25 protein-coding genes and 1 riboswitch are annotated in these 25105 nt (G+C 60.5%); of the genes, 16 read left to right on the top strand and 9 right to left on the bottom strand.

Annotation, left to right across the window (positions count from 1 at the left end; all coding sequences use genetic code 11):
- Positions 1–27: 27 nt before the first annotated feature.
- The 6 genes from cbiQ to DFT_RS14210 all read right to left on the bottom strand — a co-directional run bounded on the left by cbiQ (position 28) and on the right by DFT_RS14210 (position 4278).
- Entirely contained in the window at positions 28–945 is a 918-nt protein-coding gene (gene cbiQ, locus DFT_RS14235; RefSeq protein ID WP_054031824.1) for a cobalt ECF transporter T component CbiQ, read from the bottom strand.
- Positions 938–1567 carry a cobalt transporter CbiM gene (gene cbiM / locus DFT_RS14230; protein ID WP_054031823.1) on the bottom strand — a complete coding sequence of 210 codons (630 nt, stop codon included), beginning with the start codon at positions 1565–1567 and terminating at the stop codon, positions 938–940. Before cbiM ends, cbiQ begins: the two co-directional genes overlap by 8 nt.
- A gap of 3 nt (positions 1568–1570) precedes the next feature.
- Positions 1571–1867, bottom strand: a complete 297-nt coding sequence (locus DFT_RS26525) for an HI_1622 family ECF transport-associated protein (protein ID WP_054031822.1) — start codon at positions 1865–1867, stop codon at positions 1571–1573.
- Entirely contained in the window at positions 1864–2202 is a 339-nt protein-coding gene (locus DFT_RS14220; protein WP_235506236.1) for a NikL family nickel/cobalt ECF transporter subunit, read from the bottom strand. Before DFT_RS14220 ends, DFT_RS26525 begins: the two co-directional genes overlap by 4 nt.
- A 94-nt stretch (positions 2203–2296) precedes the next feature.
- Positions 2297–3109 carry a DUF4198 domain-containing protein gene (locus DFT_RS14215; protein ID WP_054031821.1) on the bottom strand — a complete coding sequence of 271 codons (813 nt, stop codon included), beginning with the start codon at positions 3107–3109 and terminating at the stop codon, positions 2297–2299.
- An 83-nt stretch (positions 3110–3192) separates the two neighbouring features.
- A complete protein-coding gene (locus DFT_RS14210) occupies positions 3193–4278 on the bottom strand; it encodes an LbtU family siderophore porin (protein ID WP_152971996.1) in 1086 nt (361 codons plus the stop codon).
- Between the two features lie 407 nt (positions 4279–4685).
- On the opposite strand from DFT_RS14210, the gene DFT_RS14205 reads away from it, so the two are divergent.
- Positions 4686–5480: an ABC transporter ATP-binding protein gene (locus tag DFT_RS14205; protein WP_200907059.1), complete on the top strand. Its 795-nt coding sequence runs from the start codon at positions 4686–4688 to the stop codon at positions 5478–5480.
- A gap of 61 nt (positions 5481–5541) precedes the next feature.
- On the top strand, positions 5542–6870 hold the full coding sequence (locus tag DFT_RS14200; RefSeq protein WP_054031818.1) for an ABC transporter permease: 1329 nt from the start codon (positions 5542–5544) through the stop codon (positions 6868–6870).
- A gap of 99 nt (positions 6871–6969) precedes the next feature.
- Here DFT_RS14200 and DFT_RS14195 read toward each other — a convergent pair whose 3' ends face one another.
- From DFT_RS14195 to DFT_RS14185, 3 genes are all read right to left on the bottom strand, one after another.
- Positions 6970–8124: a beta-ketoacyl-ACP synthase III gene (locus DFT_RS14195; RefSeq protein WP_054031817.1), complete on the bottom strand. Its 1155-nt coding sequence runs from the start codon at positions 8122–8124 to the stop codon at positions 6970–6972.
- 85 nt (positions 8125–8209) lie between these two features.
- Positions 8210–9235 carry a dialkylrecorsinol condensing enzyme DarA gene (locus tag DFT_RS14190; protein WP_152971995.1) on the bottom strand — a complete coding sequence of 342 codons (1026 nt, stop codon included), beginning with the start codon at positions 9233–9235 and terminating at the stop codon, positions 8210–8212.
- Between the two features lie 308 nt (positions 9236–9543).
- A complete protein-coding gene (locus DFT_RS14185) occupies positions 9544–10122 on the bottom strand; it encodes a DUF4410 domain-containing protein (protein WP_083453516.1) in 579 nt (192 codons plus the stop codon).
- A gap of 435 nt (positions 10123–10557) precedes the next feature.
- On the opposite strand from DFT_RS14185, the gene DFT_RS14180 reads away from it, so the two are divergent.
- From DFT_RS14180 to cobJ, 14 genes are all read left to right on the top strand, one after another.
- A complete protein-coding gene (locus DFT_RS14180; RefSeq protein WP_054031814.1) occupies positions 10558–11361 on the top strand; it encodes a substrate-binding domain-containing protein in 804 nt (267 codons plus the stop codon).
- 119 nt (positions 11362–11480) lie between these two features.
- Positions 11481–11661, top strand: a riboswitch (cobalamin riboswitch).
- A 259-nt stretch (positions 11662–11920) separates the two neighbouring features.
- Entirely contained in the window at positions 11921–12754 is an 834-nt protein-coding gene (locus DFT_RS14170; protein WP_152971994.1) for a sirohydrochlorin cobaltochelatase, read from the top strand.
- A gap of 145 nt (positions 12755–12899) precedes the next feature.
- Positions 12900–13895, top strand: coding sequence for a FecCD family ABC transporter permease (locus DFT_RS14165; RefSeq protein WP_369688333.1), 996 nt, complete (start codon positions 12900–12902; stop codon positions 13893–13895).
- Between the two features lie 5 nt (positions 13896–13900).
- On the top strand, positions 13901–14677 hold the full coding sequence (locus tag DFT_RS14160) for an ABC transporter ATP-binding protein (protein ID WP_054031811.1): 777 nt from the start codon (positions 13901–13903) through the stop codon (positions 14675–14677).
- Positions 14674–15687 carry an ABC transporter substrate-binding protein gene (locus tag DFT_RS14155; RefSeq protein ID WP_161807166.1) on the top strand — a complete coding sequence of 338 codons (1014 nt, stop codon included), beginning with the start codon at positions 14674–14676 and terminating at the stop codon, positions 15685–15687. The genes DFT_RS14160 and DFT_RS14155 overlap by 4 nt, the downstream gene beginning before the upstream one ends.
- A 3-nt stretch (positions 15688–15690) precedes the next feature.
- Positions 15691–16425 carry a precorrin-2 C(20)-methyltransferase gene (gene cobI, locus DFT_RS14150; RefSeq protein ID WP_054031810.1) on the top strand — a complete coding sequence of 245 codons (735 nt, stop codon included), beginning with the start codon at positions 15691–15693 and terminating at the stop codon, positions 16423–16425.
- The gene (locus tag DFT_RS14145) at positions 16409–17461 is read left to right on the top strand and encodes a nucleoside recognition protein (RefSeq protein ID WP_054031809.1); all 1053 of its coding nucleotides are present in this window, start codon (positions 16409–16411) and stop codon (positions 17459–17461) included. Before cobI ends, DFT_RS14145 begins: the two co-directional genes overlap by 17 nt.
- Positions 17462–17590: 129 nt before the next feature.
- Positions 17591–18997, top strand: a complete 1407-nt coding sequence (locus tag DFT_RS14140; protein ID WP_235506235.1) for a cobyrinic acid a,c-diamide synthase CobB — start codon at positions 17591–17593, stop codon at positions 18995–18997.
- A gap of 357 nt (positions 18998–19354) precedes the next feature.
- On the top strand, positions 19355–20020 hold the full coding sequence (locus DFT_RS14135; protein WP_054031808.1) for a precorrin-8X methylmutase: 666 nt from the start codon (positions 19355–19357) through the stop codon (positions 20018–20020).
- Positions 20021–20023: 3 nt separating this feature from the next.
- A complete protein-coding gene (cbiD, locus tag DFT_RS14130; protein ID WP_054031807.1) occupies positions 20024–21145 on the top strand; it encodes a cobalt-precorrin-5B (C(1))-methyltransferase CbiD in 1122 nt (373 codons plus the stop codon).
- Positions 21146–21287: 142 nt separating this feature from the next.
- A complete protein-coding gene (cbiE, locus tag DFT_RS14125; protein ID WP_054031806.1) occupies positions 21288–22514 on the top strand; it encodes a precorrin-6y C5,15-methyltransferase (decarboxylating) subunit CbiE in 1227 nt (408 codons plus the stop codon).
- Positions 22511–23287 (top strand): precorrin-4 C(11)-methyltransferase, encoded by a 777-nt coding sequence (cobM, locus tag DFT_RS14120; protein ID WP_054031805.1) that lies wholly within the window; start codon positions 22511–22513, stop codon positions 23285–23287. The genes cbiE and cobM overlap by 4 nt, the downstream gene beginning before the upstream one ends.
- Positions 23268–24431 carry a cobalt-precorrin 5A hydrolase gene (locus DFT_RS14115; RefSeq protein WP_054031804.1) on the top strand — a complete coding sequence of 388 codons (1164 nt, stop codon included), beginning with the start codon at positions 23268–23270 and terminating at the stop codon, positions 24429–24431. Before cobM ends, DFT_RS14115 begins: the two co-directional genes overlap by 20 nt.
- A complete protein-coding gene (cobJ, locus tag DFT_RS14110) occupies positions 24326–25096 on the top strand; it encodes a precorrin-3B C(17)-methyltransferase (RefSeq protein ID WP_076750569.1) in 771 nt (256 codons plus the stop codon). The genes DFT_RS14115 and cobJ overlap by 106 nt, the downstream gene beginning before the upstream one ends.
- Positions 25097–25105: the final 9 nt, after the last annotated feature.

Below are 25105 nucleotides of genomic sequence, written 5' to 3'. Positions count from 1 at the left end.
GGGTATCTTCTTTATTCATCCGGGCGGTCATCCCAGGCGGTCAAAAAGGATCAGGACGATACCGGCTGTCATCCATAATCCCGCCGCCAAGAGATCCGCGCCATGCAATTTCAATTCAAGCTGCTCCGGCATCTTGCCTTTGTATCCGCGGGCGCGCATGGCATCAAAGACCCTTTCGGTGCGTTCAAAACTGCGGACAAACAGCATTCCCAGGAAGTTGGCAACGGCCCGCAAGGTGGCGATATCGGTGCGCTTTCGAAAGCCGCGCACCTGCATGCCGGCCGACATGCGTCTTGCCTCGTGGCGGAACACATGCAGATAACGGTAGCTGAGCAGCACCATCTGGCCGATGATTTCGGGCGCGCCGAGCCGCGACAAACCTTGCAGCGTGACCGGCAGGGGCGCCGTGGAGAGCAGGGGTTCCATCAAAAGCGTGATGGCCACGGCCTTGGCGGCGATGGTGGCGGCCAGGAGCAGCCCCCGCAGGTTGACCCCGAGCCATGTCATCTGGTTGATCACGAACACGGTGTCTCCGTCACGGGCCGGTACCGTGAAGGGCATAACCACGATAAACATGCTCACAAACCCAGCGATGGCCAGCAGTCGCATCGTCACCCTGGACAGGGACGCCCGCGATACGACCAGTACCAGGCAGGAGATTGCGATCGCAACGAGCGCCGAACCGATGTGCTGCAATGCGGCCACCATGAAGCTGTAGGCGAGAATGGTGACGATCTTGCAGCGCACATCCCAGCGGTGCAGCAAGGAGCCGCGTTCGGCCGCTTCCAGCGGCGGGACCGACCAGTCGGGCTCTTCTCCCGGCATGCTGCGCGCAAGAATCAGCTGGCGCAGCCAGACCACCAGGGCGATCAGTATGGACGGCGGGACCACGACCATCAGGGACAACTGCCAGAACGGCATCTGGATATGGATCACATCAGCCATGCGGCCTCTTGGCGAGATGTACGAACGAGGGTTGCAGCAGGGCAGGCTTGACGCGTGCCAGGAATCCGACGGTGAAGGCGCTGATACCGCCTTCGATGAGGATAACCGGAATATGGGCCGCCAACGCGATTTTGGCCACGCCGAAAAAGTCTTCTCCACCTGTGGCCAGAAGAAGCGCCAGGATAATTGCAGCCAATATCGTTCCTGCCGCGCCGGCCAAACCGCCGGTCACCGCTTGCCGGGTCCGGGTTTGGCCTTTGAATTTCTGGAAGAACCACCCGCAGGCCAGTGCGGGCAATCCCATCATCAGGGCGTTGGCGCCCAATGCCGTCAGGCCGCCGAATTGGAACAGCAGGCTCTGGAGCACCAGGCCCAGGCCGATGGAAAGAAAGGCCGACGGTCCGAGCAGGGCACCGGTCAGACCGGGAATGATCAGGTGGACGCTGGTCGGCCCGAACGGTACGTGGATCAGTGACGCGACGAAAAAAGCCGCGGTGACCACCGCCAGCTTGGGCAGCTCGTCGCTGTGTGTGCGGCGGGCGCTCCAGGCCGCCAGGGCCGCGCAGGCCACATAGCCGCCAATGGTGACGGAAATGGGAAGTACGCCGTCGGAAATATGCATGTCTTACTCCTTGCGGCGCCGGGATGCCACGAAAGCGGCGGTGCCGAACAGTCCGAGGATATAGCCGATGCCGGAGAAGATGTCGTCGATACCTGGTTTGTCGAGGTCGGCCCGCAGTGCCGCGATTTCGCGCTGGATACGCCTCAGGTCGCCGGTCAGTTTGTCGTTCTGCGCCTTCAACAGGGCGACGGCTTCCTCGCAGCCGCCCGCGGGAGGCGATTCCGCCACGAGAGAGGCCGGCGCCATCAATGAAAATCCCCAGAGAACGACCGTCACGAGGCATTGGGTCGAAAACTTCATTTGCCTGCCTCCACTTCGGTTTTTTTCAACGTGAAGCTGGCTTTATGCCCCATGGTGGCATCCAGCACAATGGTTAAATCGTCGATTGCGGGGATCTTGAAACTGAACAATCCTTCCTTGTCGGTCGTGCCCTCGATCAGCAGCCTCTTGTGGCTGTCGTAGACGCTCACCTTGCCGCCTTCCACCGCGCGGCCATCTGGAAAATAGCTCTCCGTGTAGACTCTTCCCCCCTCGGCGTAAGCGAACAGGTTCACCTTGTGGGCCGCCGCTGTTCCCGCGAACCACAACGCCAACACTAAAATAAGCGCAAACCGTTTACCCGCGCAAGCCATCATGTCGCTCCTCCCTTGTGGCAGATGCTTTGACCAATTGCTTTGCTGTCAGTATCCTCCATAAGCGGCCAATTGGCCGCTTATGGATGGATGGGTGCTATTTCATATCCCTGGTCCGCACCCAGAACACGGCGCCGATTTCGACCCCTTTTTCCTCGTTGCCGTGTTTCAATTTCCAATCGGCTTCGTTGAGGGCCGCAAACCCCCACCAGCCGGCCCTGGGCATGGCGTAACTGAACACTCCGTTACCGTCGGTCTTGACCACTTGGGTAACATAGGCATCGGCGGGTGGATGGATAATGTTGGGGTTTTCAGGAAATTCGTTCAGGTATTCGATCTCTACTTCCGCAAAGGGTACCGGTTGGCCTTTCAGCAGCACCTGGCCGGTAAACAGGTTGCCGGTCCACAAGCCATATGGCCGGGTGAGGGGCACGATTTCCGTCTCCAGGCCGATCGGCTGATCCCAGCCTTCCTCGAGTCCCAGGGCTTGGACGCACACCTTTGTGTAATGCACGATAAATACATCCTCGGCCGGTTCCCAATAGGGAGCGGGCTCGACGTAGAAGGTGTAGTCGCCGGGCCTGCGGATCTGGTAATCGGCCGTCCAGAAAGTGAATCTTTCCTCCTGGTCCGGGCTTTTACCCTTGGCTTCCTTAAGCGCGGCGAGCAGATCCTGCTTCTTGCCGTCATGCACCACACCGAACTGCTTGGGCTTGACCATCTCCATGTAGTGCATCTCGAGTGGATGAATGAACTTGACCTGGAGATTCAATTTCTTTTCGTCCGCCTGGGTGACGATGTCGTCCGATGGCACCATCGTACCGAAGTGGGCCGCCGCGGGTGAGACTGCGGCCAAGAGGGCGATGGAGGCCGCCAGTACAAGACTCATGAACACATGCAGTGAGCGCATTTTTTTCTCCTTTCGATTTACGCTTATTCATAGATGATCGAATCAAAGTCGGTACCCATGGCCAGGGGGGCCAGATTTCAGCGTTAAAACTCGATGGCCAATTGGGCCGTGACCGTATCGGTCTCTTCCACATCGTCTTCGTATTCGTCGTGCAGATATTCCAGAGCCAGGTTGGTGCAGCTGAAGAGGCCCCAGTTGATCACCGCGCCGTATTGTTTTTCGGGCAGGAAGTCGGCCCCGTCGTCCGATCCGCCATAGCGCACGGCCAGTTCCAGATCCTCGACGATCATGACGCCGAATTCCGCGTTCCAGGCTGCGGGCTTACGGTCATCAGGGTCGGTGTCGATATAGACTTCCCCTGCTTCGAATTCATCCAGGGCTGACACATACTCGCCGATGAGCCGGAAACGGTCGAGGAATTCGAAAGTGACGAAGGCGCTCCAGCCGCCGACAAAATCCTCGACCGGATCGATGTCGCCGTCTCCGTTCCGATCCGTGATCAGTTCGGAGAAAGCGTCCGAAGAGGCCAGGTTGGAGATATACGACGCCCCCAGCGTCAACCCCTCGAAGGGCTGGGCGGTCACGCCGGCCACGAAGCCGTCGACGTGGTTGTCTTCGCCCGCCTCCTCGATTTTCCCATTGAAGGCGCCCACCGAGAGATCGACCAGTTCGCCGCCGATGCGGCAGCCGGCCACCAGCGATCCCTCGTTGGTTTCCCCGAGGATCAGGGTATTGGGGTCGGTGATGAAGTGGGTGTCGAACCGGCCGAAGGGCAGGTACTGCCGCCCGGCGATCAGGTAGGCCGGAAAGGCGTCGGTACCGGTCAGGGTGATGAAGCCCTCGTCCACGAACAGATCATCGTCTTCCCACTTGAACAGCACATGGCCGTCTACATGGTCGATGATGCGGGCATCCACGGCCAGTTCCACGGTGGCCAAGTCCACGTCGCTGCTGTCATCTGCCGTGTCGGCGTCCTGGTAATAGGCCTCGACCTCCACCAGGCCGCTGACCTGTATGCGGTCCCACCAAGAGTTGCCCGCTTCTGTCCCGCCAATGGCTTTTTCCAGAAGCCGGACACGCTCTTCGAGACTGGCGTTGTCCTGCGCCAGGGCCGCTGCCGTCAAACCCATCAACAGCGAACATGTCAACAACACTACCCATTTCTTCATCTGGCGATCCTCCTTTTTTAAAGCAATAATGATGTCGGGTTCGGTGCCGTTGCGATGCTTCCCGCCGTTAAAAAACAAAACCACGAAGGTCGGGTCGCAGGGCAGTGGACCAGCCTTCGTGGCAAATGGATTTACGAAAAACGTGTGTGATCGGAGTGGAAACTTCTGTTTCCAGTTTCATCGCACTATACTGATCGTCTTCGCCGGAGTCAATAGGAGGATTTTTCTTGGCTTCCGGCATCGATTTGCAAGCAACGGGTTGACGCAACCCATGCCACATGATAAAAATCCGCTTTAATTTTAGAATGCTATGTTGGATTGCGACAGAATATGAATCAGGATTTGTGAGACCCGATCACCGATGGCCGTCCGCGATCCCAAGGCCATTTGTTTTGAAAGAGCGGTTTGTGAAAGATATAGGTTCCCAACCCATGGCCGACAACGAAGCGCAATGTCCATCGCCGGTACTTCGTGTTCTTGCATTGAGCAAACGGTATCGCAGGGCGCACCTGAACGCTCTCACCGATTTGGATTTGACGGTCGCGGCCGGTGAAATCTTCGGATTTCTCGGCCCCAATGGCGCCGGAAAAACAACGGCCATTTCGGTGATGAGCACCTTGTTGCGACCCACGGCAGGGCATGTCGAGATCTGCGGCTTGGATGCCTTTCGCCACACGGCCCGGGTGCGCCGGTTGATCGGCGTGGTGCCCCAGGACCTGGCCCTGTTCGATACGCTCACAGCGGATGAGAATCTGAACTATTTCGGCCGGCTTTACGGTCTCAAGGGGGCCCGACTCGAAGATGCGGTTCGATGGGCCCTCGATGTGACCGGCCTGGCCGATCGGCGGCGTGATGCGGTCGGCACGTTTTCCGGCGGCATGAAGCGCCGCATCAATCTGGCGGCCGGCATTTTGCACCGACCCAAGCTGCTCTTTCTTGACGAACCCACGGTGGGCATCGATGCCCAGTCGCGCAACAAGATCATGGAAAATCTGCTCTGGCTCAAAGACCAGGGCATCACCATGATCTATACGACCCACTACATGGAGGAGGTGCAGCGGTTGTGTACCCGCCTGGCCATCATCGATCAAGGTGTGGTTGTCGTCCAGGAGCAGACTGCCAGGTTGATGCGCCAGCATCCGGATTGCCGGGATCTCGGCGAGCTGTTTTTAAAGCTGACCGGGCGGCAGCTGCGGGACTGACGGAATTGGTTGGGTTTCATTCGTTTGCGGCCGGGTATCTTTTGAAAGGAATTTTCGGTTCATGTCCAAGTGGTTGGCCACATTGATCAAGGAGTGGCGGTTGCTGTCCCGCGACAGAACCGGGCTGCTGCTCCTTTTTGCCATGCCGGCGGTGCTGGTGGTGGCCATGACGCTGGTGCAGGACAATGTCCTGCGCCGTTCGGGCGGTCTTCAGGTCACCGGCGCGGTGGTGGACCAGGACGGCGGCATCGTGGCCCAGGAACTGGTCAAGGCCCTCGAGGGGGCCGACGTCGTTTCATTCACCGCCCGGGTCGATGGCCGTGCGACTACCGAAGAAGACGCCGCGGCCTGGATCGAGGGCGGCCGCTTCCAGTTTTTCGTGGTGCTGCCAAAGGGGTTGACCGCTGCGGTCGAAGAGGGGGTAAGGCATCGAGTGGATCGATGGATGAGCCATGCCGACACGGTCCCCGGATCGAGCCTCCCCGGGCCCGAGGTGGCCCTGCGCTTCGATCCGACCCTGCGCCATGTCTATCGCACCGCAGTGGAAGGGGTGGTCGAGCGCGCCCTGGCTAGGGTGCAGACCGGTGTGACCCTGCGTTACCTGGGAGACGCTATCGACCGTAAAGTACAGCAGCGCATTGCCGAAATGACCGGGGGATATGCGCCCCAAGCAGCGCAACGGCTTTTCCCCGAACTGGAGGACGACGCGCTTTTTCACCCGGTGGCGGCCGTCGTCGCCAACGGCGTCGGGACGTCGGGAAAAGAGCGGCTGCCCACGGCCGTGCAACAGAATGTGCCCGCCTGGGCACTGTTCGGCATGTTCTTCATCGTCGTTCCCCTCTCCGGTGCGCTGATCCGCGAGCGGCGTGAAGGCATCTGGGCGCGTCTCATGGTCATGCCGGTTTCCAAGACGGTTCTGATTCTGGGAAAACTGTCGGCTTATGTGGGGGTTTGCCTGGTGCAGTTCGGATGCATCGTGCTGGTGGGCAGGTGGCTGTTGCCCCTGCTGGGGACGGATCCCTTTGTCTTAGGAGACCGTACCGGCGCCATCCTGCTGGTGGCCCTGTGCAGCGCGCTGGCCGCCAACGGCTTCGGCCTGATGCTGGGGGTGGTGGCGCGTACGAACGAGCAGGCGGCCATTCTGGGACCGGTATGCGTGGTCATTGCCGCGGCGCTGGGCGGGATCATGGTACCGGTTTTTGCCATGCCGGGGATCATGCAGCGCATCAGCCGGGGGTCTCCCCTGGGTTGGGCCCACGACGCCTTCATGAATCTTCTGGTGCGCGACAGCGGATTTTTTGAAATTTGGGGGCAGCTGGCCCTGCTGTTGCTCTTTTTTGCCGTTACGCTGGCCGTCTCCATCGTGGTGTTGCGGCGGATCCACCGGTAGCCCAGGCCGCCCTGCCGGGCCGACTTACCAGATAGACAAGGCTTGGGCCACTGCATAGGAATCTGACGGCACCTGATTTCACGGCCCTGTGAAAGCGTCTTATTTTTCCGGCCCCACCACCCGCAGCAGCATGAAACAGTGGGCAAAACGCCCGCTCTCCGGGATGAAACAGAGCAGTTGCTGATCTTCTTTCAGGCGGCCGCTGTGCAACAGTTCTTCGAGAATGATGAAAATAGCGGCGCTGCCCGTATTGCCCTTGGTGGGCAGGTTGGTGAACCAGCGATCGTAGGGCACCTCGAATCCCACCTGCTGCATGCCTTCGTAAAAGCGCGGCCGAAAATAGGCCGAAGAGTAGTGCGGCAGGAACCAGTCCACCTCTTCGGGCGACAACTGGTGTTTGCGTACCGCACTGATCAGGGCCCGGCCCATGGTGGGGACGATATGTTTGTCCAGCACCTTGATGTCCTGGCGCACATTGAAAAGATATCTGGACTGACCGTCCGGAATGTCCTCCATCCTGCGCCAACCGGTCATGGCGCCGTTTTCGCCTTTGACCCCGCCACCGTACATGCAGGTTTCAAGTTCCCCAGAAAAGGCATAGTGCTCGATCCACTCGATACGCAGACTGAGTCGGTCCGGGGCCGGACGGTCGGCCATGAAGACGGCGCCGGCGCCGTCGGAGAGCATCCAGCGCAAAAAGTCCGCGTCAAAGGCGCGGATCGGCGTTTTTTCCAGATCCACATCCGAATGGCCGTTGCCTGTGAAAAAGGCCGAACGCATGTAGGAGGAGGCAAGCTCCGAACCGGTTGCCACCGCGTTGCTGCTGCAGCCGGCGGCAACGTTGAGATAGGCGAATTTCAGGGCCGTCATGCCGGAAAGACAGATACCGCTGGTGGAGACGGCCTCGATGGGCGGCAGACCCAATTCGCCCATCACCATCAGGGCATGGCCCGGAAAATTGAGGTCCGGGCTGGTGGTGCCACAACAGAGGCATTGAATGTCATCGGTTCTGAAGCCGGCATAGGGTTTCAACCGGCGGATGGCCTCGGCCGTCAATTGGGCATTGCTGTGGGTCAAATGCCCGGATGTCGGGTCGATGGCATAGTACCGTCGCTCGATCTTGTTGTTGCGCAGGACCACTTTTTTGGTTCGTGACGGCAGGTCATGGACCTTGCCCAGCACGGTTTCGATGGCATCGTTGTCCACCGGCGCGTTGGGCATGAACGCCGATACATCTTGAATAAATACGCTCATGTGGTTTGGTTATCCTTATCGCCTATAGCTTGCCCGGCCAGGGTGATCCATGGCCGGGCGGTTTGGATGGATTTCAAATGAAACGCTACCCGTTGGTCTCTTGTGGATAGCGATTGCTTGCATAATAGTCGATCAATCGGTTGACCTTGTCGCGGTGCAGCATCCGCAGCACGAAGGTGACGGCGGTGGCCAGTGGAGCGATCAGAAAAACCGCCGCGAAAAGGTAACCAATGAATAATCTGAGTCTGAAATGTCTGGATGCATCGCCCGGCGGGCCGCTACGCCGGATAAACTTGGCCCAGACGTTGAAAATTTTAAGGATCCGCTGTTCGAACAGGATATAGGACGGTACCACTTCGACGGCGCCCAACCGATTCAAATCGGCCTGCAGGCTGTCCCATCGGCCATGATGCAAGGCGTCGCGCAAAGGCACCCCGAAGCGTTCGGCCCGGGTGATGTCCTCGTCCGAGATGCCCGGTCTTGGAAAAATCTTCAAAAAGCGATCTTTGTTGCCGGTCAGCATCCATGCGGTGATGGAAATGATGCCCAGCAGGTTGGGCGCCCGGTCCATGAGCACGATGTTTCCCGCCGGCAGGCCACCGAGTTCGACGATGCTGGCCTTGACCTTTTCCTGGGCCTGGAGCCACATGTTACGGCATCCGATGACCGTCACCACCGGCCGGCCCTTGATTACCTGCTTCGCTTCAGGGCTTTTCAGGAAGGCGTTGACCGGAATGCTGGGCGACAGATACCACACCTGGTAGGCGAGGACGATCCCGTCGTAATCGGCTTGGGGATCGAATTGGAACGGCTCGAGTTCACAAGGAGTACCTTGCAGCGATTCGGGAAAGGTGTCGGCGAAACGCAAGGCCGTCCATGGAAAAGGATAGGGGGCTCTCGGACGCAGCTCTTCAAAGACCAACTCGATTTGACCGCTCTCGCTGACGGGTTTGAGTACCGAGCGCACGATCTGGGTCAGTTGCCCGGATTGGGAGTAGCATACAACGAGCAGTTTTTTCATCACTTCGATATCGACGGTAGCTCCGAAACAGAGGGAGGCCTCGCGATACCCCGCCTTGCTCCGGTGGCGTTCCAACTCCTTGAACTGCAATTTTCATTCAACCCACAACCGTGGTGAACCAAGATAAATAACCAAACCGCTGGAGAATGTCAAACAGGCAATTTGAGTTTCATCGATTCCAACTGAAGGCCATTCATTAAACCCGGCGTGGGAAGAACAGGTGGCCAGGGCCACGTGCGCCACCCACGCCTGCCATCTCCGTCGCAATACGAGCTTTTTATCAAACGCCTTCTGTAATGCATGCCCTTCAGGGTGCATCACATTCAGTTAGAATTGCTCGGGCGCGGCCGATAGGTCGACCGCGCCCGAGAGCTTTGAAAGTGTCGGTAGCAGGACGCCTATGGCATGATGGCGGTGATATACTCGGCCACGATTTTGCCCATGTCGTCGGGCAGCGAACGATCGGTCGAGCCATACGCATACGATGCGGCCCAAGGGTTGTTGCTGCTGTTCAGGGGCTCTTCCCGGACCACCTGTTTGGTGCCGCCGTCGATCAATTGCAGGTCGACATTGATATAGGAACTGCCAGCAAAGACGCCTCCCCACATACGTGCGGCGCCGCTGACGATGCGCAGATCGGTGACCTTGGCTTTGACGAGCAGGGTGTCGCCCTTGGTTCTCTCATTCAGCTTCAGCATGGCGACCTTGTTAAACCGATTTTTCATCTGCAGGGCGGTCAATAGACTGTGCTGAAGGGTGCTGGTCGCATCGGGATAGTCCTTGGCGATTTCCGGCGTGGTTTCAAATGCATAGCAGAGGACGTCGGCATATTTCTTGGAAAGTTTGGCTGCTGAAGGCGGTGGCGCTTCGGCCTCTTCGGGTTGGGCCTGCTGACCGCCGCAGGCATAAAGCGAGACCATCATCAAGAGCGCGGTTCCCCAAACAAACATCTGTTTCATCCCAAGACGTCTTTTCATTCAGTTTCCTCCTTTTGGAAATAGCGTTTGTAATAATCAAGGATTGAACGGCCGCTTTCATATGTTGCAGCATCATATAGTATCGGACGATATCGGAACAAGTTTAGAGATTCTCCCGTTGGCGGCAATATCAGCGGCAAAACTGCGTCCACTTCTTTGCCTCTGCCGTTTATTCGGTTTACCGTCGTTGGCGATCCTATCACATGGAGGACGGCAAGTCCTTTCACTGTGTAAAGGTTTTTGACATGGTACTGCCAAATCACTCCTGACCTGATTTTCCCGAAGTCATTCTAAGACATAGAAAATACGATGGAAAAAATTGCTCAGCAAACGGGGCATGATGGCATGCCCTTTGCGCTGCCTGCCATCGTGTATTCCGGGACAATCGTAGGCTCAATGCCGATAACAACCCACACCATTCTTTAGGAGAACCGAATGAAAATTTTATCAAAATCCATCATGATTTCTGTCCTTGTCGTTGTACTTACAGCTCTCATTTCAGTACCCGGCGTCATGGCTGCGGAAAAGCTGCGTTACAGCAGTTCCGCCCAAGTCAATGATGTATTCAGGGGCGAAGGCGTCAGCCGTTTTATCAAAGAGACCGGTTACGAAGTGGACATGTTCGTTTGCTCTTCCTCATCGGCTTTGCATCGACTCTTCAACGGTGTTTGCGACATCGCCAGCAGCGCCGAACCCCTGGCGCCCAACCACGCCGAATTCGGTTACGTTGAGACGCCGTTTTGTAAGGTGCCCATGATTGTGATCACCAATTTGGAGACACCAGTCGACAATATCAGCGAAGATCAGTTGCGAGCCATTTTTTCAGGAGAAATCACCAACTGGAAGGAAGTTGGCGGTCCGGACCACGATATCATCGCCATCACACCGGGAAAAGATACCGCCGCATTCAAAAACTTCTCCATGCTGGCCCTCAAGCGCAGCGAAGTCAAATATGATTTTATGGCCTATCGTTCTACGATGGTCGTCACCTCGGTCGCACGAATCCCTTGGAGCATCTCCTTTGTCACCAAGGGTTCGGCCGACCGTGATGCGGCCATCAAGATATTGAAGGTTAACGGGAAATTCTTTAAGGACAAGGATTATCCATATATTCAGACTTTTTCATTCGTGACCCAGGGAGAACCCAGCGGTCCTGTAAAGGCCTTCATCGACTTTGCCAAGTCACCGGCAAGCCAGCAAAGAATGAAAGAAAGCGGCATCGTTCCGATTTCCTACTGATCCATACGAAGTGAAACTCGGGGCGAACTGAAACTGAGGATTGAATCCTTAATGGATGCTGTCGAGCCAGAATCGTTGTGTCTTCAACAAAGCGCTTGACTTGCCCGCGATAGATATTGTAGCAAACCTGTCATCGAAGCGGCCCTTGGCCTTAAAAGGGAAGACGGTGAGAATCCGTCGCGGACCCGCCGCCGTAACCGGGGACGAAAGCTGCATCATGCCACTGTCCGTAAGGATGGGAAGGCGCAGCCGGTAGGACAATCCGGAAGCCGGAAGACCTGCTTTGACCATCGTAGAACATCATCGATCGACTCGACCCCTCGTGGCAAGGGGGTGGAGGGCTCCATTCAGGGATAAAAAACGGTATCCCCGGGCCTGCTTGCAGGTCCGGGGATTTTTTTTGGAGCAGGATGTTGGCTTCAGCCGCATCGGGGATGGTGCCAAAGGCCTTATCAACATGGCCTGTTCATGCCAAAGGACAGGGCCGCCGCAAAGGAGTGACAACATGTATGGAAAGAACTTGACCCGATGGGTGTTCACCGTTTTGGCTCTCTGTATCATGATCGGCCCCCCGGCGCAGGCAGGCGCACACGGCGCCACGGCGCCCAAAAAAGTCGGGATTCTTCTGGTCGCCTTCGGCTCCAGCGAAGCTTCCGCCCAGGTTTCCTTCGATAACATTGACCGGGCAGTACGCCAGGCTTATCCCCAGGTGCCGGTGCGTTGGGCCTATACCTCTCACATCATTCGCGCGAAACTCGCCGATCAGGGCAAAGTTCTCGATTCTCCCGCCATGGCCCTCGCTCGCTTGCATGATGAGAAGTTCACCCATGTGGCGGTGCAGTCCCTGCACACCATTGCCGGCGAGGAATACCATGAACTGCGTCGGATCGTCGGGGGATTCCAAGCCATGGCGCTGTTTGAGAAGATCGTCATGGGCCATCCGCTCATGGCGACTCAGGCGGACATGGAAGCTGTCGTCGACACGATTCTGGCGAATTTGCCGCAAGCACGTCGGGCCGATGAAGGCGTGGTGTTCATGGGCCATGGCACCCATCATCCCGCCGATGCAGGTTATGCTGCCCTGATGTATCGGTTGCAACTCAAGGACCCGCAAATTTTCGTGGGAACGGTCGAGGGCTATCCGGACGTGGAACTGATCCTTGGGCAGTTGAAGCAAAGAAAGATCAACAAGGTGTATCTGATGCCCTTCATGTCCGTGGCCGGGGACCATGCCAAAAACGATATGGCGGGCAGCGAAGATGATTCCTGGGTCAGCATCTTTACCGGCGCCGGGATTCAATGCGTGCCCATTCTCAAGGGGACGGCGGAGTACGACGGCTTTGTGAAGATATGGGTCGCCCATGCGGGCGAGGCGTTGAAGGCGCTGCATTGATTCGCGGGTCGTAGAAATTGGAATACTGAAGTTTGAAAATAGCAAAGTTGAGGTACTCTGCCGATTTATGATGAAGGCGGCATCCAACGGCTATAGGGATCCATGCCTCCGGTTTCAACGATTACCGATATGGCCGCTGCTGTTGGTGCTGGCTCTGTTGCTGGCCATGGAGATCGTTCTGGCGACGGGGAGCGGATTCATTCAGGTCTCCTATCCAGATGTGGTGCGCATTCTGGCGGCACGCCTCTCCGGTGCCGAGGGGTTGATCTCCCGTCTCGATGAACTGGCGCCGGTGGTGGTTTTGGAGGTGCGGCTGCCCAGAATTCTGGCCGCAGCCGTCGTGGGATGCGGGCTCGCGGTTTCCGGTACGATCTTTCAAGGGATTCTGCTCAATCCATTGGCCGATCCCTATACCTTGGGGGTCTCATCGGGAGCCGCGTTCGGCGCGGCCATGGCCTTATGGTTGAACCTGGCGGTGATAGGCGCCTGGTCCGTGCCGTTGTTCGCCTTCGCCGGTGCCCTGGGAACGTTGCTCGTGGTGATCTGGCTGACCGCCAGCAGCGGCGACCTGTCGTCAGCGAGCCTGATCCTTTCGGGCATCATCGTCGCCGCCATTTTGTCGGCAGGAGTGAGTTTCATCAAATATTTGGCCGGCGAGGAGGTGAGCATCATCATCTTCTGGTTGATGGGCAGCTTCGCCTCCAAGACCTGGACCGAGGTGGGCATGGTGGCCGCAGTGGTCGGAGCGGGATTGGCCATCACCTTGTTTTTCGGCCGCGATCTCAACTTGTTGGCCCTGGGCAGCCGTACCGCCGGTTCGCTGGGGATTTCGCCGACCAGATTGTCGATGACGATGCTGGTGAGCGCTTCGTTGATGGCCGCAGCGTGTGTGGCGGTTTCCGGGATTATCGGTTTCGTGGGGCTGCTGGTGCCCCACATGGTGCGCTTCATCACCGGCCCGGACCATCGCCGTCTGATACCGACCGCAGCCCTGGCCGGTGCATGTTTGTTGCTCCTGGCGGATACGGTGACACGGGCGATATTGCCCCAGGAGGTGCCCATCGGGGTCATTACCGCACTCATCGGAGGACCGTTTTTTTGCGTCATCTATCGCCGGCGCCAGCGACATCGACGGGATTAGAAGCCATGTACGAGCTGGATCACCTATATTATGGTTACGATGGCCAAACGGTGATCGAGGATGTGTCGCTGAATTTCGAGACCGGCCATTTCTACGGCATTCTCGGTCCAAACGGCAGTGGCAAGACCACCTTGCTCGATCTGCTGTCCGGCCATCTTCGTCCGCACGGTGGCCACATTCGCCTGGACGGCCGGGAACTGGCCTCTTTTCCCCGAAAGGCCCTGGCCCGCCGGATCGCCCTGGTGCCTCAGGATTACCGGATCAATTTTCCGTACACCTGCGGAGAAGTGCTGATGATGGGGCGCTATCCCCACCTGCCGCGATTTTCCCGCCCGACCGCCAGAGACCGTGCCGTGGTGGCAGAGGTGATCGAGCAGACCGGCCTCGGCGCCTTTGCCGATCGTTATGTGGACCGCCTGAGTGGCGGTGAACGCCAACGGGTGGTCTTCGCCCGGGGTTTGGCACAGTCAGCCGACATTCTCCTGTTGGATGAGGCCACTGCCAGTCTGGACATTCAGCACGCCATCGCCCTGCTCAATCTGGCCGAGCGGCGCGTCGGCCAGGGCGGCACGGTCATCGCCGTTTTTCAAGACATCAATCTGGCCGCCCTGTATTGCGACCGATGGGTCTGTTTGCGCCAAGGCCGCCTCGTCTGCGCCGGGACGACCGCCGATGTCCTGACCGCAGCCACCCTGCAGGCGGTGTTCGATGTCCAGGCGCAAGTGGTCCACCAGCCCTTTTGCGGCGCCCCCCAAGTGTGTCTCAACAAGGAGGTGGCGTGAGTGGTGTCGTGAGTGGTGTAGGCCGTAATTGCGGGTGGGTGTTGCTCTTGTTGCCGCTTATCGTCTGGACCGGCCGATCGACGGCGTCCGACATGTCGATGACGGAAGATCTCATTGTGGATGCCGTGGGACGTCGGCTGAACGTATCGGCGCCTTTCCGGCGGATCATCTCTTTATATGGCGCCCACACCGAAAATTTGTTCGCCATGGGGGCCCAGGAGCAGGTGATCGGCGTATCGCGCCACGAGGACTGGCCTCCGGAAGCGTGCAGTAAACCGGTCCATTCCTACCATGACGATCTGGAGCGATTTCTGGCGGTTCGGCCCGACCTGGTCCTTGTGCGCCCCATGATCGACAGGGGCTACGGCCATTTGCTCGAGCGACTGGAGGCCAACGCCATCGCGGTGATTTCCCTCCAGCCCAACACCGTCGAGGAGATGTTTGTTTACTGGCGTATCCTGGGCCGCCTGACCGGTCGCCGCGCGGCCGCCGAGCAGATGGTGACCGACTTCCAGGACGCCATGGCCTGCATCGCAGAACGGACGGCGACCATCGTCGACAAGAAGCGGGTCTATTTCGAGGCGATTCACGACCGCATGCGAACCTTTTCGCCGGATGCCATGGCCATTTTCGTGCTTGAAACCGCCGGCGGGATCAACATCGCCGCCGACGCCGCGCCGCGCCGGGGCAGCACCATCGCCGATTTCGGCAAAGAACGCATATTGGCCAGGGGTGACGCCATCGATGTTTACCTGGCCCAGGTCGGCCCCATGAACCGGCCGAACCTGGAGAGCATCCGGAAAGAACCGGGCTTCGATCTCATCCGGGCCGTAAGCAATGGGGATATCCATTTTATCGACGAACAGCTGGTCTCCCGTCCGACCCTGCGAATGGTCATAGGGATCTGCTGGATCGGCCGGATCCTTTATCCGGAAATTTTCGCCCCCGGCAGGACACCGTCGGGTTGTCTGGTACACCATTGCCCGACCGGCGCCCATCAGACGGAGTGAATGATGAAAACAACGCATACAGGCACCCTGTACGGTATCGGCGTAGGACCCGGAGATCCGGAATTGATTCCCATCAAGGCCGTGCGCATCCTGGCCGCGGTGGATGTCGTGTTTACGGCGGCCTCCACCCGCAACGACTACTCCCGGGCACTGGAGATCGTTCGTCCCCATTTGCCCGACCATGTCGCCATCGAAAAGCTGGACTTTCCCATGAGCAAGGACCATTCGGTCATGGAAGAGGCCTGGCGGCGGCATGCCGCCCACATCGCCGAGGTGATGGAAAGTGGAAAGGAGGCGGCCTTTTTGACCCTGGGCGACCCGCTGACCTATTCCACCTACGGTTATATCCTGCGGCATTTAAGAACCGAACGGCCCGATATCACCATCGTGACCATACCGGGCATCACGTCCTACCAGGCCGCCGCAGCGGCGGTCAATCAGCCCCTGGTGGAAGGCGAGGAATCCCTGCTCATCCTCTCGGGGGTGCACGGCGGCCACCGCTTGCGAGAGACGCTTCAGACGCCGGATAATGTGGTGTTTCTGAAGGCGTATCGGGATGTAGGCGGCATCCGCGCGGCCCTGCAAGAGACTGGCCTGTCGGCGGGCAGCCTGGCGGTGACGCATTGCTCCACGGCCCAGCAGCAGGTCCACCTGGATCTCAATGAACTGGCGGCGCATCCACCCAATTACTGGACCCTGATTCTTGCCAAGCGGAATGCCCATGGCTTCAAGAGATAACCACGCCGCGCGGGTCGGTCATGCCCCGTGGGTGGCGCTCGGCCTGTCGGCGGCGATGCTGGCGCTGGGAGTCGCCCTGATCGACGAGCTGTCCGTTGCGGCCATGGGCGGCCGTCTGGCCTGGCCCATGCTGCGACTGCTCGCTTTTATCGCATTCGGGCTGGCCCTGGGACAGATCATCGAAGCGACCGGATGGACCCATGCTTTGGGCCGTCTGGGGGCGCCTCTTTTTCGGTTCGCCCGGATGGGACCCCACTGCAGCGCCGCCTTTACGACCGCATTCTTTTCAGGTGCGGCGGCCAATGCCATGCTCTACGATTTTTGGAAGGAACAGCGTATCGACCGGGTGCGACTGGTGCTGAGCCATCTGGCCAACCAGTTTCCAGCCTTCTTCCTGCATCTGCCGACCACGTTTTTCATCATCATGCCCCTGACCGGGTGGGCTGGCGGGCTTTACTTCATCCTTACTTTCCTGGCCGCCCTGATGCGCCTGGTGCTGGTGCTGGCCGTGGGGCGCTGGCGGCCGCAGGGCATGCAGGCGTCGTCCGTTGATTCCCCTGCGGAATCGCCCCTTAAGAAGAAGCGGCAAGATACCTGGCAGGTCATCAAGACCAAGCTGCCCGGCCGACTCGTGGGTGTGGCCACCTACGTGGTCCCAATTTACATCGCCGTCTTCCTGCTCAACGGCGCGGGCGTTTTTGCATGGACCGAGACCTGGTTGGCCCGCAGCGTGACCGGCGCCTTCGTCCCTGTCGAGGCGCTCTCCCTGGTGGTGTTGAGTTTCGTGGCCGAGTTCACTTCGGGCTTTGCCGCGGCCGGGGCACTGCTCGACCAGGGTGTCGTGACCATCAAACAGGCGGTGATCGCCCTGCTGGTGGGCAACATCGTCGCCGTTCCGGTGCGCGCCCTGAGACATCAGTTGCCGCGGCTGATGGGTGTTTTCGCGCCGGTCATGGGGCTGCAATTGCTTCTCCTGGGGCAAGGCTATCGGATCGCCAGCCTGGTGGTGGTGGGGGCTATATATTATTACTTGTAATGAGGAACATCGTCTCGGGGTTGAAAGTAAAATACCTTTACTTTCATACTTTTGTACTTTCATACGTTCTTGTTCAATCATCTTCTTTTCGGCCTGTAAGCGACCGAAAGGATATCGACGCTTGAGAAAGTGGAGAGAACCATCAAAGGTATCGTTGTCGCAGGTACGCATAGCGGGGTGGGCAAGACCACGATGTCCCTGGGGCTCATGGCGGCCCTGAGGTGTCGCGGGCTAGCGGTGGCACCCTTCAAGGTGGGGCCGGATTTCATCGATCCGGGCCACCACGCCAAGGTGACCGGCCGGGCCGGCCGCAACCTGGATGGCTGGATGCTCTCCCGGGAGGCCAATCGGGACCTGTTCGCCCGGCATGCGGCCGGCGCCGACGTGGCAGTGGTCGAAGGGGTCATGGGGCTGTACGATGGCTACGGTGGCGGGGATGAGGCCGGCTCCACGGCGCAGATGGCCAAGTGGCTGGGATTGCCGGTGCTCCTGGTGGTTTCCGCCGCCGGTATGGCGCGCAGCGCCGCCGCGTTGGTTCAGGGCTTCGAGCGCTTCGACCCGGCGCTGGCCTTTGCCGGCGTGCTGTTCAACCGGCTGGGCAGCCGCGGGCACCTGGATTACCTGCGAGAGGCCATGTCGGCCTATGTGGACGCACCGCTGCTGGGCGGTCTGCTGAGGGACGAGGCGCTCGCCATGCCCGAACGTCACCTGGGGTTGATGACCGCCGGCGAGCACGCCTTGTCCGAAGCGGCGTGCCATCGGCTGGCCGACCACATCGAAAGCGGTTTGGACCTGGACCGGCTGTTGGCGGACCTGCCGGACATCGTACCGGCAGACGTCGAACCGGTCGGCTGCAGCATTTCCTGTTTCGAACGGGTTCGAATCGGGGTAGCCAGGGACGAGGCGTTCTGCTTCTACTACCCGGACAATCTCGATCTTCTGGCCGCGGCCGGCGCCGAACTGGTGACGTTTTCACCGCTGGCCGACAACAGGTTGCCCGAAGGGTTGCACGGCCTCTACATCGGTGGCGGATACCCGGAGCTACATGCCGCTGAGTTGGCGGCAAACGACGCCATGCGCCGGGATATCCTGGAAGCGAGCCGGGCGGGTATGCCTGTCTATGCCGAGTGTGGCGGATTCATGTACCTGTGCCGCGAACTGGAAGATCTGGCGGGAGAGGTGCATGCCATGTGCGGCTGTTTTCCCTTTCGCACGCGGATGCATGGCCGGTTGACGTCCCTGGGCTATCGCGAGGTGCGTATGACGGGGCCGACGATTCTGGGTGGCAAGGATGAGGTGGCGCGCGGCCACGAATTTCATTATTCGGATATCGTCGACAGACACCAGTGGTCCCCAATCGCCACCGCCTACCAGGTCTCCGGAAGAAGCGGCGGGCTAGCGGCAGAGGGGTACCAGGTGGACCGCACCTTGGGAAGCTATGTTCATTTACATTTCGTAAGCCGGCCTGACTGTGCCGCGGCCCTGGTTTCGTCATGCCGCGCCTGCCGGCGGGAACGCGATCAAGAGGAGGGGTAGACATGTTTTTCTATTGGCGTATACAACAGGATCTCAACTGTATGGGAGAATTTCTCATCTTTCGCGATCCGAGTCTCTCGCGTTGCTGGCGAGTGTGGATGCGCCGCAATGCCGCGGCGATCGCACTGGCCGAATCGCCGTGCCCACAGCCGGAATATCGTTCGCATCTTAATTAGTGTCCATCCACAAATGTCCAATTTGCCCGATATCGGCGTTGCACGAAAAATTTAATCCTCGGAATATCCGTCATATGCCTGCGGTTAAATTTTTCGTGCGCCTTTATCTCAACCAAATTTGCCTATTTGTGAACGGACACTAAACTAAATGCCGCTACGGTCAACAATGGAAAGGCATGACATGACACCACAGGAGATCGAAGCCGAGAGTTTCGCGATCATCGATCGGGAGGCAGGGCCGCATCGGTTCGGGGCCGACGAGTGGTCGATCGTGAGACGCATGATCCACACCACGGCCGATTTCGATTACTTGACCGACGTCCGCATGCATCCCCGGGCCGTGGCATCCGGTGTGGCCGCCCTGCGTGCCGGGTGCGCGGTGTTCACCGACACCCGGATGGCGCTGGCCGGAATTCGCCGCCGTGACCTGGACTGGTTGGGTGGGCGTGCCTCTTGTCTGATTGCCGAAGATGAGATCGCCCGCAAGGCCCTTGCCGCCGGAACGACCCGGGCCGAGGCGGCGGTGGACGCTGTGGTCGATCGGCTGGACGGCGCCATCTATGTGGTCGGCAATGCGCCCACCGCCCTGCTGCGTCTCATGGTGCTGATCCAGCAGGGACGAGCCGCGCCGGCCCTGGTGGTCGGCCTGCCCGTGGGATTTGTCAATGCGGCTGAATCCAAGGCCGAGCTGCCGGCCGCGGGCGTGCCCTATATCACCAATGTCGGCCGCAAGGGAGGCTCCAATGTGGCGGCGGCGGTGGTCAATGCGTTGATCGGCCTGGCGCTCGCCGGCAGCCGGGAACACGCCGAGGCCGGGTCATGGTCGGCGCGTGGGGCAGAGGGATAATCCATGCATACCGGGAGTGGCAAACGGCTGCGTTGCGGTTTCACGACCGGTGTGGCCGCGGCCGCTGCGGTGAAAGCGGCCATGGGCTGCCTGCTGCAGGGCTTTTGCCCACAAAGGGTGCCCATCGGTCTGCCGACCGGAGAGACGCTTCAGATCACGGTGCATGCCTGTCACCGACCGGATGCCGGCTCGGCCGTCTGTACGGTGATCAAGGATGCCGGTGACGATCCGGACATCACGCACGGGGCCGAGATCGGCGCACGGGTGGCGTGGCATCCCGGCCCAACGACGCCTGCGGTGACCGTGAAAGGGGGAACCGGTGTGGGACGGGTCACCCGGCCGGGCCTGGAGGTGCCGGTGGGCGACGCGGCCATCAACCCTGTACCGCTTGCGATGATTCGCGCGGCGGCGCTCGACAGTATGGCGGCCGCGGGTGTCTGCGGCCATGCCGAGGTCGAGATTTTCATACCCAGGGGAGAGGAATTGGCCCGGCATACGCTCAACGAAAGGCTTGGGATCATCGGCGGCATATCGATCCTGGGGACCACCGGCATCGTGCGGCCGCTCTCTCACGAGGCATATACGGCCACCATTCGCGCGGCCGTTTCGGTGGCGCGGACCAGCGGATTGACAGAGGCGGTGATGACCACGGGCCGGCGCAGCGAACGATTCGCCCAGCAACTGTGGCCGCATCGGCCGGCGTACGCCTTCGTGCAGATCGGCGACTATTTTGCCGACGGCCTGGAGATGGCCGCCGACCAGGGGTTGGAGCAGGTCACCCTGGCGGTTTTTTTAGGAAAGGCCCTGAAAATGGCCATGGGACTGCCCCACACCCATGCCCGTACGGCCCGGTTGACATTAGAGCGGCTGGGGCGCTGGACGGTCGAGACGACCGGGGATCTGGATCTGGCACGTCGGGTGGTCCGCGCCAATACGGCGCGGGAGGCCTTCGACCTGTTCGCCGACGATCACCCGGACTTGATTGCCCGGGTGGGATCCGAGTTGATCCGGACGGCGGCGGGTTTTGCCGCCGGACGGCTGAAGGTCAGGGCGGTCATCTTCGATTTTCAAGGGCAGGTAAGGTTTGATGGATTCGAAAAAAGCCGTTGCCAGACGGCGCCGTAAACGGTTCAAGATCCAGGCGCGCGAAATTCCGTGTCCTGAGGCGTACTGGTCGTACGCCGCGAGGACGACGGGATGAGCATAACGCAGATATTGGACTGTTTACGGTGTCGTCAAGGTTTGGCAGTGGTGAGGATCGGGCACTATGAACAATGTCTATGTGATCGGCATGGGCGTGTCGGCCAGCGACCTGACGGAAGCCCACCTGGCGATCATTCGTGAGGCTGATCTGCTGGTCGGCGGCCGGCGCCACCTCGATCGGTTTAAGGATTTGCCGGCGGAAAAGCGGCCCATCGACGGGCGCGTGTCCGAGACCCTGGCGTGCATCCGCGCGGCCATGGTCCATCGCCGCGTGGTCGTGCTGGCCTCGGGCGATCCGCTTCTCCATGGCATCGGCAGCCGTATCGCAGAGGAGATCGGCCGGGAGCGGGTGACGGTGCTGCCCAATGTCTCGTCGATCGCGGCCGCCTTCGCCCGCATCGGACAATCGTGGGCCGGGGCCAGAGTGGTGAGTCTGCACGGCCGGGACAGCCGTTTCGAACTGCTGGCGGCGCTGAAATCATGGCAACCGGTTGCCGTCTTGACCGACCCGCAGAGGACGCCCGGCTGGCTGGCCGCCTGGTTGCGGGAAACAGGCGTGGATCATGTGGATATGGCGGTGTTCGAACGATTGGGAGACGCCTGCGAGCAGGTCGGCTGGTACCCGTTGGACCAGGCCGCGGACCGCCGGTTTGCCGAGCCGAATCTTGTCGTCTTGAAACCCGGCCCGGAATGCCGGACGATCGCCGACCCACTGGTCCTCGGCATGTCCGAGCAGGCTTACGCCCACGAACAGGGATTGATCACCAAGGCGGAGGTGCGCGCCGTAACCCTGGCTAAGCTGGCGCTGAAACCGGGCATGATGCTGTGGGACCTTGGAGCGGGTAGCGGGTCGGTGGGCATCGAGGCGTCGTTGCTGCTCGGCCCGGGGCGCATCGTGGCCGTGGAAAAGGACGCCGGGCGGGTGGCGCGCATTCGCGCCAACGCCCGGCGTTTCGGGGTGTACAATCATGAAACGATCCAGGCCGAACTGCCCCGGGGGCTGGCCGATCTGCCTCCGCCGGATCGGATCTTCGTGGGTGGTGGCGGACGAGATCTGGCGGTTATCGTGCAGGCGGCCGTCGCTTGCCTGAAGCCGGGAGGTGCCCTGGTGGCCAATGTTGTGCTGCTGGACAACCTGAATTGCATCCTGGCGGTCCTGGAAGCGGCCGGCCATGAGGTCGAAGTGGTTCAGCTGCAGGTCAGCCGCGGCACGGCCATGCCCTGGAGCATGCGCCTGGAGGCCCACAACCCGGTGTGGATCATTCGCGGCATGGAAAGGAAGGCAGGGTGAAGCATCCGAAACATCCGATCATCTTTTGCGGCGCCGGGCCCGGGGACCCCGAGCTGATCACGATCAAGGGGCAGAAGGCCCTGGCCGCGGCCGACCTGGTGCTCTACGCCGGATCGCTGGTGCCCGAAGCACTGCTGGCCTGGGCGCCTGAAACGGCCGAGCGCATCAGCAGCGCGGACCTGGATCTGGAACAGATCATCGCCATCATGGCCGAGACGCACGCGGCCGGCCGCAAGGTGGTGCGGCTGCACACCGGCGATCCGAGCCTGTATGGCGCCATCGGAGAGCAGATGGCGGCCCTGCGGGTCCGGGACATTCCCTATCGCGTGATTCCCGGGGTCACGGCCGCTTTCGCGGCCGCCGCGGCCATGGGCATCGAGTACACCCTCCCGGAACGCACCCAGACCCTGATCCTGACTCGCATCGCCGGGCGCACGCCCGTGCCCGAAGCGGAATCGCTCGCTTCGCTGGCCCGCCACGGTGCGTCGCTGGTCATCTATTTGAGCATGGGCCGGATCGACGAGGCGGCGCAGGTGCTGTCACGCACCTACGGATCCGAGGCGCCCTGCGCCGTGGCCTGTTGCGTGAGTCATCCCGAAGAGCGGATTCTGCGGACCCGGGTTGCCGACCTGGCAGAGACGGCCCGGACCGCGGCCATCGATCGGCTGGCGGTGATTCTGATCGGGCCCGCCCTCGAAGATCCCGATGCGCTGGCCTCCCTGCGCTCGCGTCTTTATGATCCGGAATTCGCACATGGCTACCGAACCGCATGACATCGCCGTCTGGGTCCTGACCCCAAACGGCCTGGACCTGGCGCAACGGCTTTCCCGCTGCTGGACCGGGCTGAATCTCCACTGCCCCCTGCGGTTGGCCGGCGCCTGCCAGCACATGACGGTTCGCCCCTTCGAACGACTGATCGAGGCCGTGGCCGAAAATTTTCACCGTTATAGCGGCCACATATTCATCATGGCCACCGGCATCGTGGTGCGCGGCATTGCCCCCGTGCTGCGGCACAAAAGCGTGGATCCGGCGGTGGTGGTGGTGGATGACGCCGGCCGTTTCGCCATCAGCCTCGTGGCCGGTCATATCGGCGGGGCCAACCGTCTGGCCAAGGACGTGGCCGCGCGGCTGGAGGCGGTTGCGGTGATCACGACGGCCACCGACAGTCACGGCCGGCCGGCCATCGATGCATTGGCCATGGAGGCCGGCTTGAAAATCGAAAACCCGGCCGCCGTCAAGGCGATCAACATGGCCCTGCTGGCCGGCGAGCCTGTTGCGCTGCACGATCCAGGCGCATGGGTGGCAGAAGCGCTGGGGGGCTCGGCGCTCCCCATCGTGTGCGGGGCGCAGGGGTGGCCCGAAGAAATCCCGCAGGGTATCTTCGTGGATGATCGATGTCCGTCCCTGCCGTCGGATCTCCTCGTGTTGAGGCCGCCATCGCTGGTGGCGGGCATCGGATGCAATCGCAACACACCCGCCGAAGAAATTGTGGGTCTGCTGCACGATGTCCTTGCGGCTCACCGTCTGTCGCCGCTCAGCCTGGCCGCCATCGCCTCGGTCGATCTCAAACAGGACGAGGGTGGATTGTTGTCACTGGCGAATACCCTTGCGGTGCCGCTGGTGTTCTATTCCCGGGAATCACTGAACCAGGTCCGCCATGTGCCCCATCCATCGCCCATGGCCGTCAAGCACATAGGAGTCCAAAGCGTATGCGAAGCAGCCGCCCTGCTGAATGCCGGCAACGTGACGTTGATCGTTCCCAAACAAAAGAGCGCCAATGTGACCGTGGCCGTTGCGCGCCGACCCTCTTCGTGGTCGGCACCGGTCCCGGCCACATCGATCATCTTTCCCAGCGCGCGCGGGAAGTGCTTGCCCAGTCCGACACCATTGTCGGGTATGGCACCTACATCGACCTGATCCGGCCGTTGATCGGCGATCGGGAGGTGGTCCGCACCGGCATGACCCGTGAGGTCGAGCGCGTGACGGCGGCCATCGAGCGTGCCATGGACGGCCGCCGGGTGGCCCTGGTCTCCAGCGGCGACCCGGGCATCTATGCCATGGCCGGCCTGGTACTGGAGATCTGCGCGGCGCGGGGCATCGCGGCCGGCCCGGCCCGAGAAAACGAGGCGACCGACAGCCTTTGCATCGAGGTAGTGCCGGGCATTCCGGCCATGTGCGCCGGCGCTGCCCTGCTGGGGGCGCCGCTGACCCACGATTTCGCGACCATCAGCCTGAGCGACCTGCTCACCCCCTGGGAAACTATCGAAAGGCGCATTGCGGCGGCGGCCCGAGCCGATTTCGTGATCGTGTTCTACAACCCCAAGAGCCGGCGGCGGGACTGGCAATTGGCGCGCGCCAGGGATATTATCCTCGAAAGCCGGGACGGCCGCACACCGGTGGGTATCGTGACGGCCGCCCAGCGGCCTGGGCAGCAGATCCATATCACGACCCTGGATCGGCTGCAGGCCGCGCCGGTGGATATGCAGACCATCGTGTTCGTGGGCAACCTCAGCACCCGGACATTTGGGGAGTTCATGTTCACGCCGAGGGGATATGCGCACAAGTATGCCATCGATGGATGAAACGGAAGG

It is taken from the genome of Desulfatitalea tepidiphila, from assembly GCF_001293685.1.
GTDB lineage: Bacteria > Desulfobacterota > Desulfobacteria > Desulfobacterales > Desulfosarcinaceae > Desulfatitalea > Desulfatitalea tepidiphila.
This window is presented reverse-complemented; position numbering and strand designations above follow the sequence as displayed.

Coding starts and splice junctions, on each gene's coding strand:
- cbiQ (WP_054031824.1), bottom strand. CDS start 945: ATGGCTGATGTGATCCATATCCAGATGCCGTTCTGGCAGTTGTCCCTG.
- cbiM (WP_054031823.1), bottom strand. CDS start 1,567: ATGCATATTTCCGACGGCGTACTTCCCATTTCCGTCACCATTGGCGGC.
- DFT_RS26525 (WP_054031822.1), bottom strand. CDS start 1,867: ATGAAGTTTTCGACCCAATGCCTCGTGACGGTCGTTCTCTGGGGATTT.
- DFT_RS14220 (WP_235506236.1), bottom strand. CDS start 2,202: ATGATGGCTTGCGCGGGTAAACGGTTTGCGCTTATTTTAGTGTTGGCG.
- DFT_RS14215 (WP_054031821.1), bottom strand. CDS start 3,109: ATGCGCTCACTGCATGTGTTCATGAGTCTTGTACTGGCGGCCTCCATC.
- DFT_RS14210 (WP_152971996.1), bottom strand. CDS start 4,278: ATGAAGAAATGGGTAGTGTTGTTGACATGTTCGCTGTTGATGGGTTTG.
- DFT_RS14200 (WP_054031818.1), top strand. CDS start 5,542: ATGTCCAAGTGGTTGGCCACATTGATCAAGGAGTGGCGGTTGCTGTCC.
- DFT_RS14195 (WP_054031817.1), bottom strand. CDS start 8,124: ATGAGCGTATTTATTCAAGATGTATCGGCGTTCATGCCCAACGCGCCG.
- DFT_RS14185 (WP_083453516.1), bottom strand. CDS start 10,122: ATGAAAAGACGTCTTGGGATGAAACAGATGTTTGTTTGGGGAACCGCG.
- DFT_RS14180 (WP_054031814.1), top strand. CDS start 10,558: ATGAAAATTTTATCAAAATCCATCATGATTTCTGTCCTTGTCGTTGTA.
- DFT_RS14170 (WP_152971994.1), top strand. CDS start 11,921: ATGATCGGCCCCCCGGCGCAGGCAGGCGCACACGGCGCCACGGCGCCC.
- DFT_RS14160 (WP_054031811.1), top strand. CDS start 13,901: ATGTACGAGCTGGATCACCTATATTATGGTTACGATGGCCAAACGGTG.
- cobI (WP_054031810.1), top strand. CDS start 15,691: ATGAAAACAACGCATACAGGCACCCTGTACGGTATCGGCGTAGGACCC.
- DFT_RS14145 (WP_054031809.1), top strand. CDS start 16,409: ATGGCTTCAAGAGATAACCACGCCGCGCGGGTCGGTCATGCCCCGTGG.
- DFT_RS14135 (WP_054031808.1), top strand. CDS start 19,355: ATGACACCACAGGAGATCGAAGCCGAGAGTTTCGCGATCATCGATCGG.
- cbiD (WP_054031807.1), top strand. CDS start 20,024: ATGCATACCGGGAGTGGCAAACGGCTGCGTTGCGGTTTCACGACCGGT.
- cbiE (WP_054031806.1), top strand. CDS start 21,288: ATGAACAATGTCTATGTGATCGGCATGGGCGTGTCGGCCAGCGACCTG.
- DFT_RS14115 (WP_054031804.1), top strand. CDS start 23,268: ATGGCTACCGAACCGCATGACATCGCCGTCTGGGTCCTGACCCCAAAC.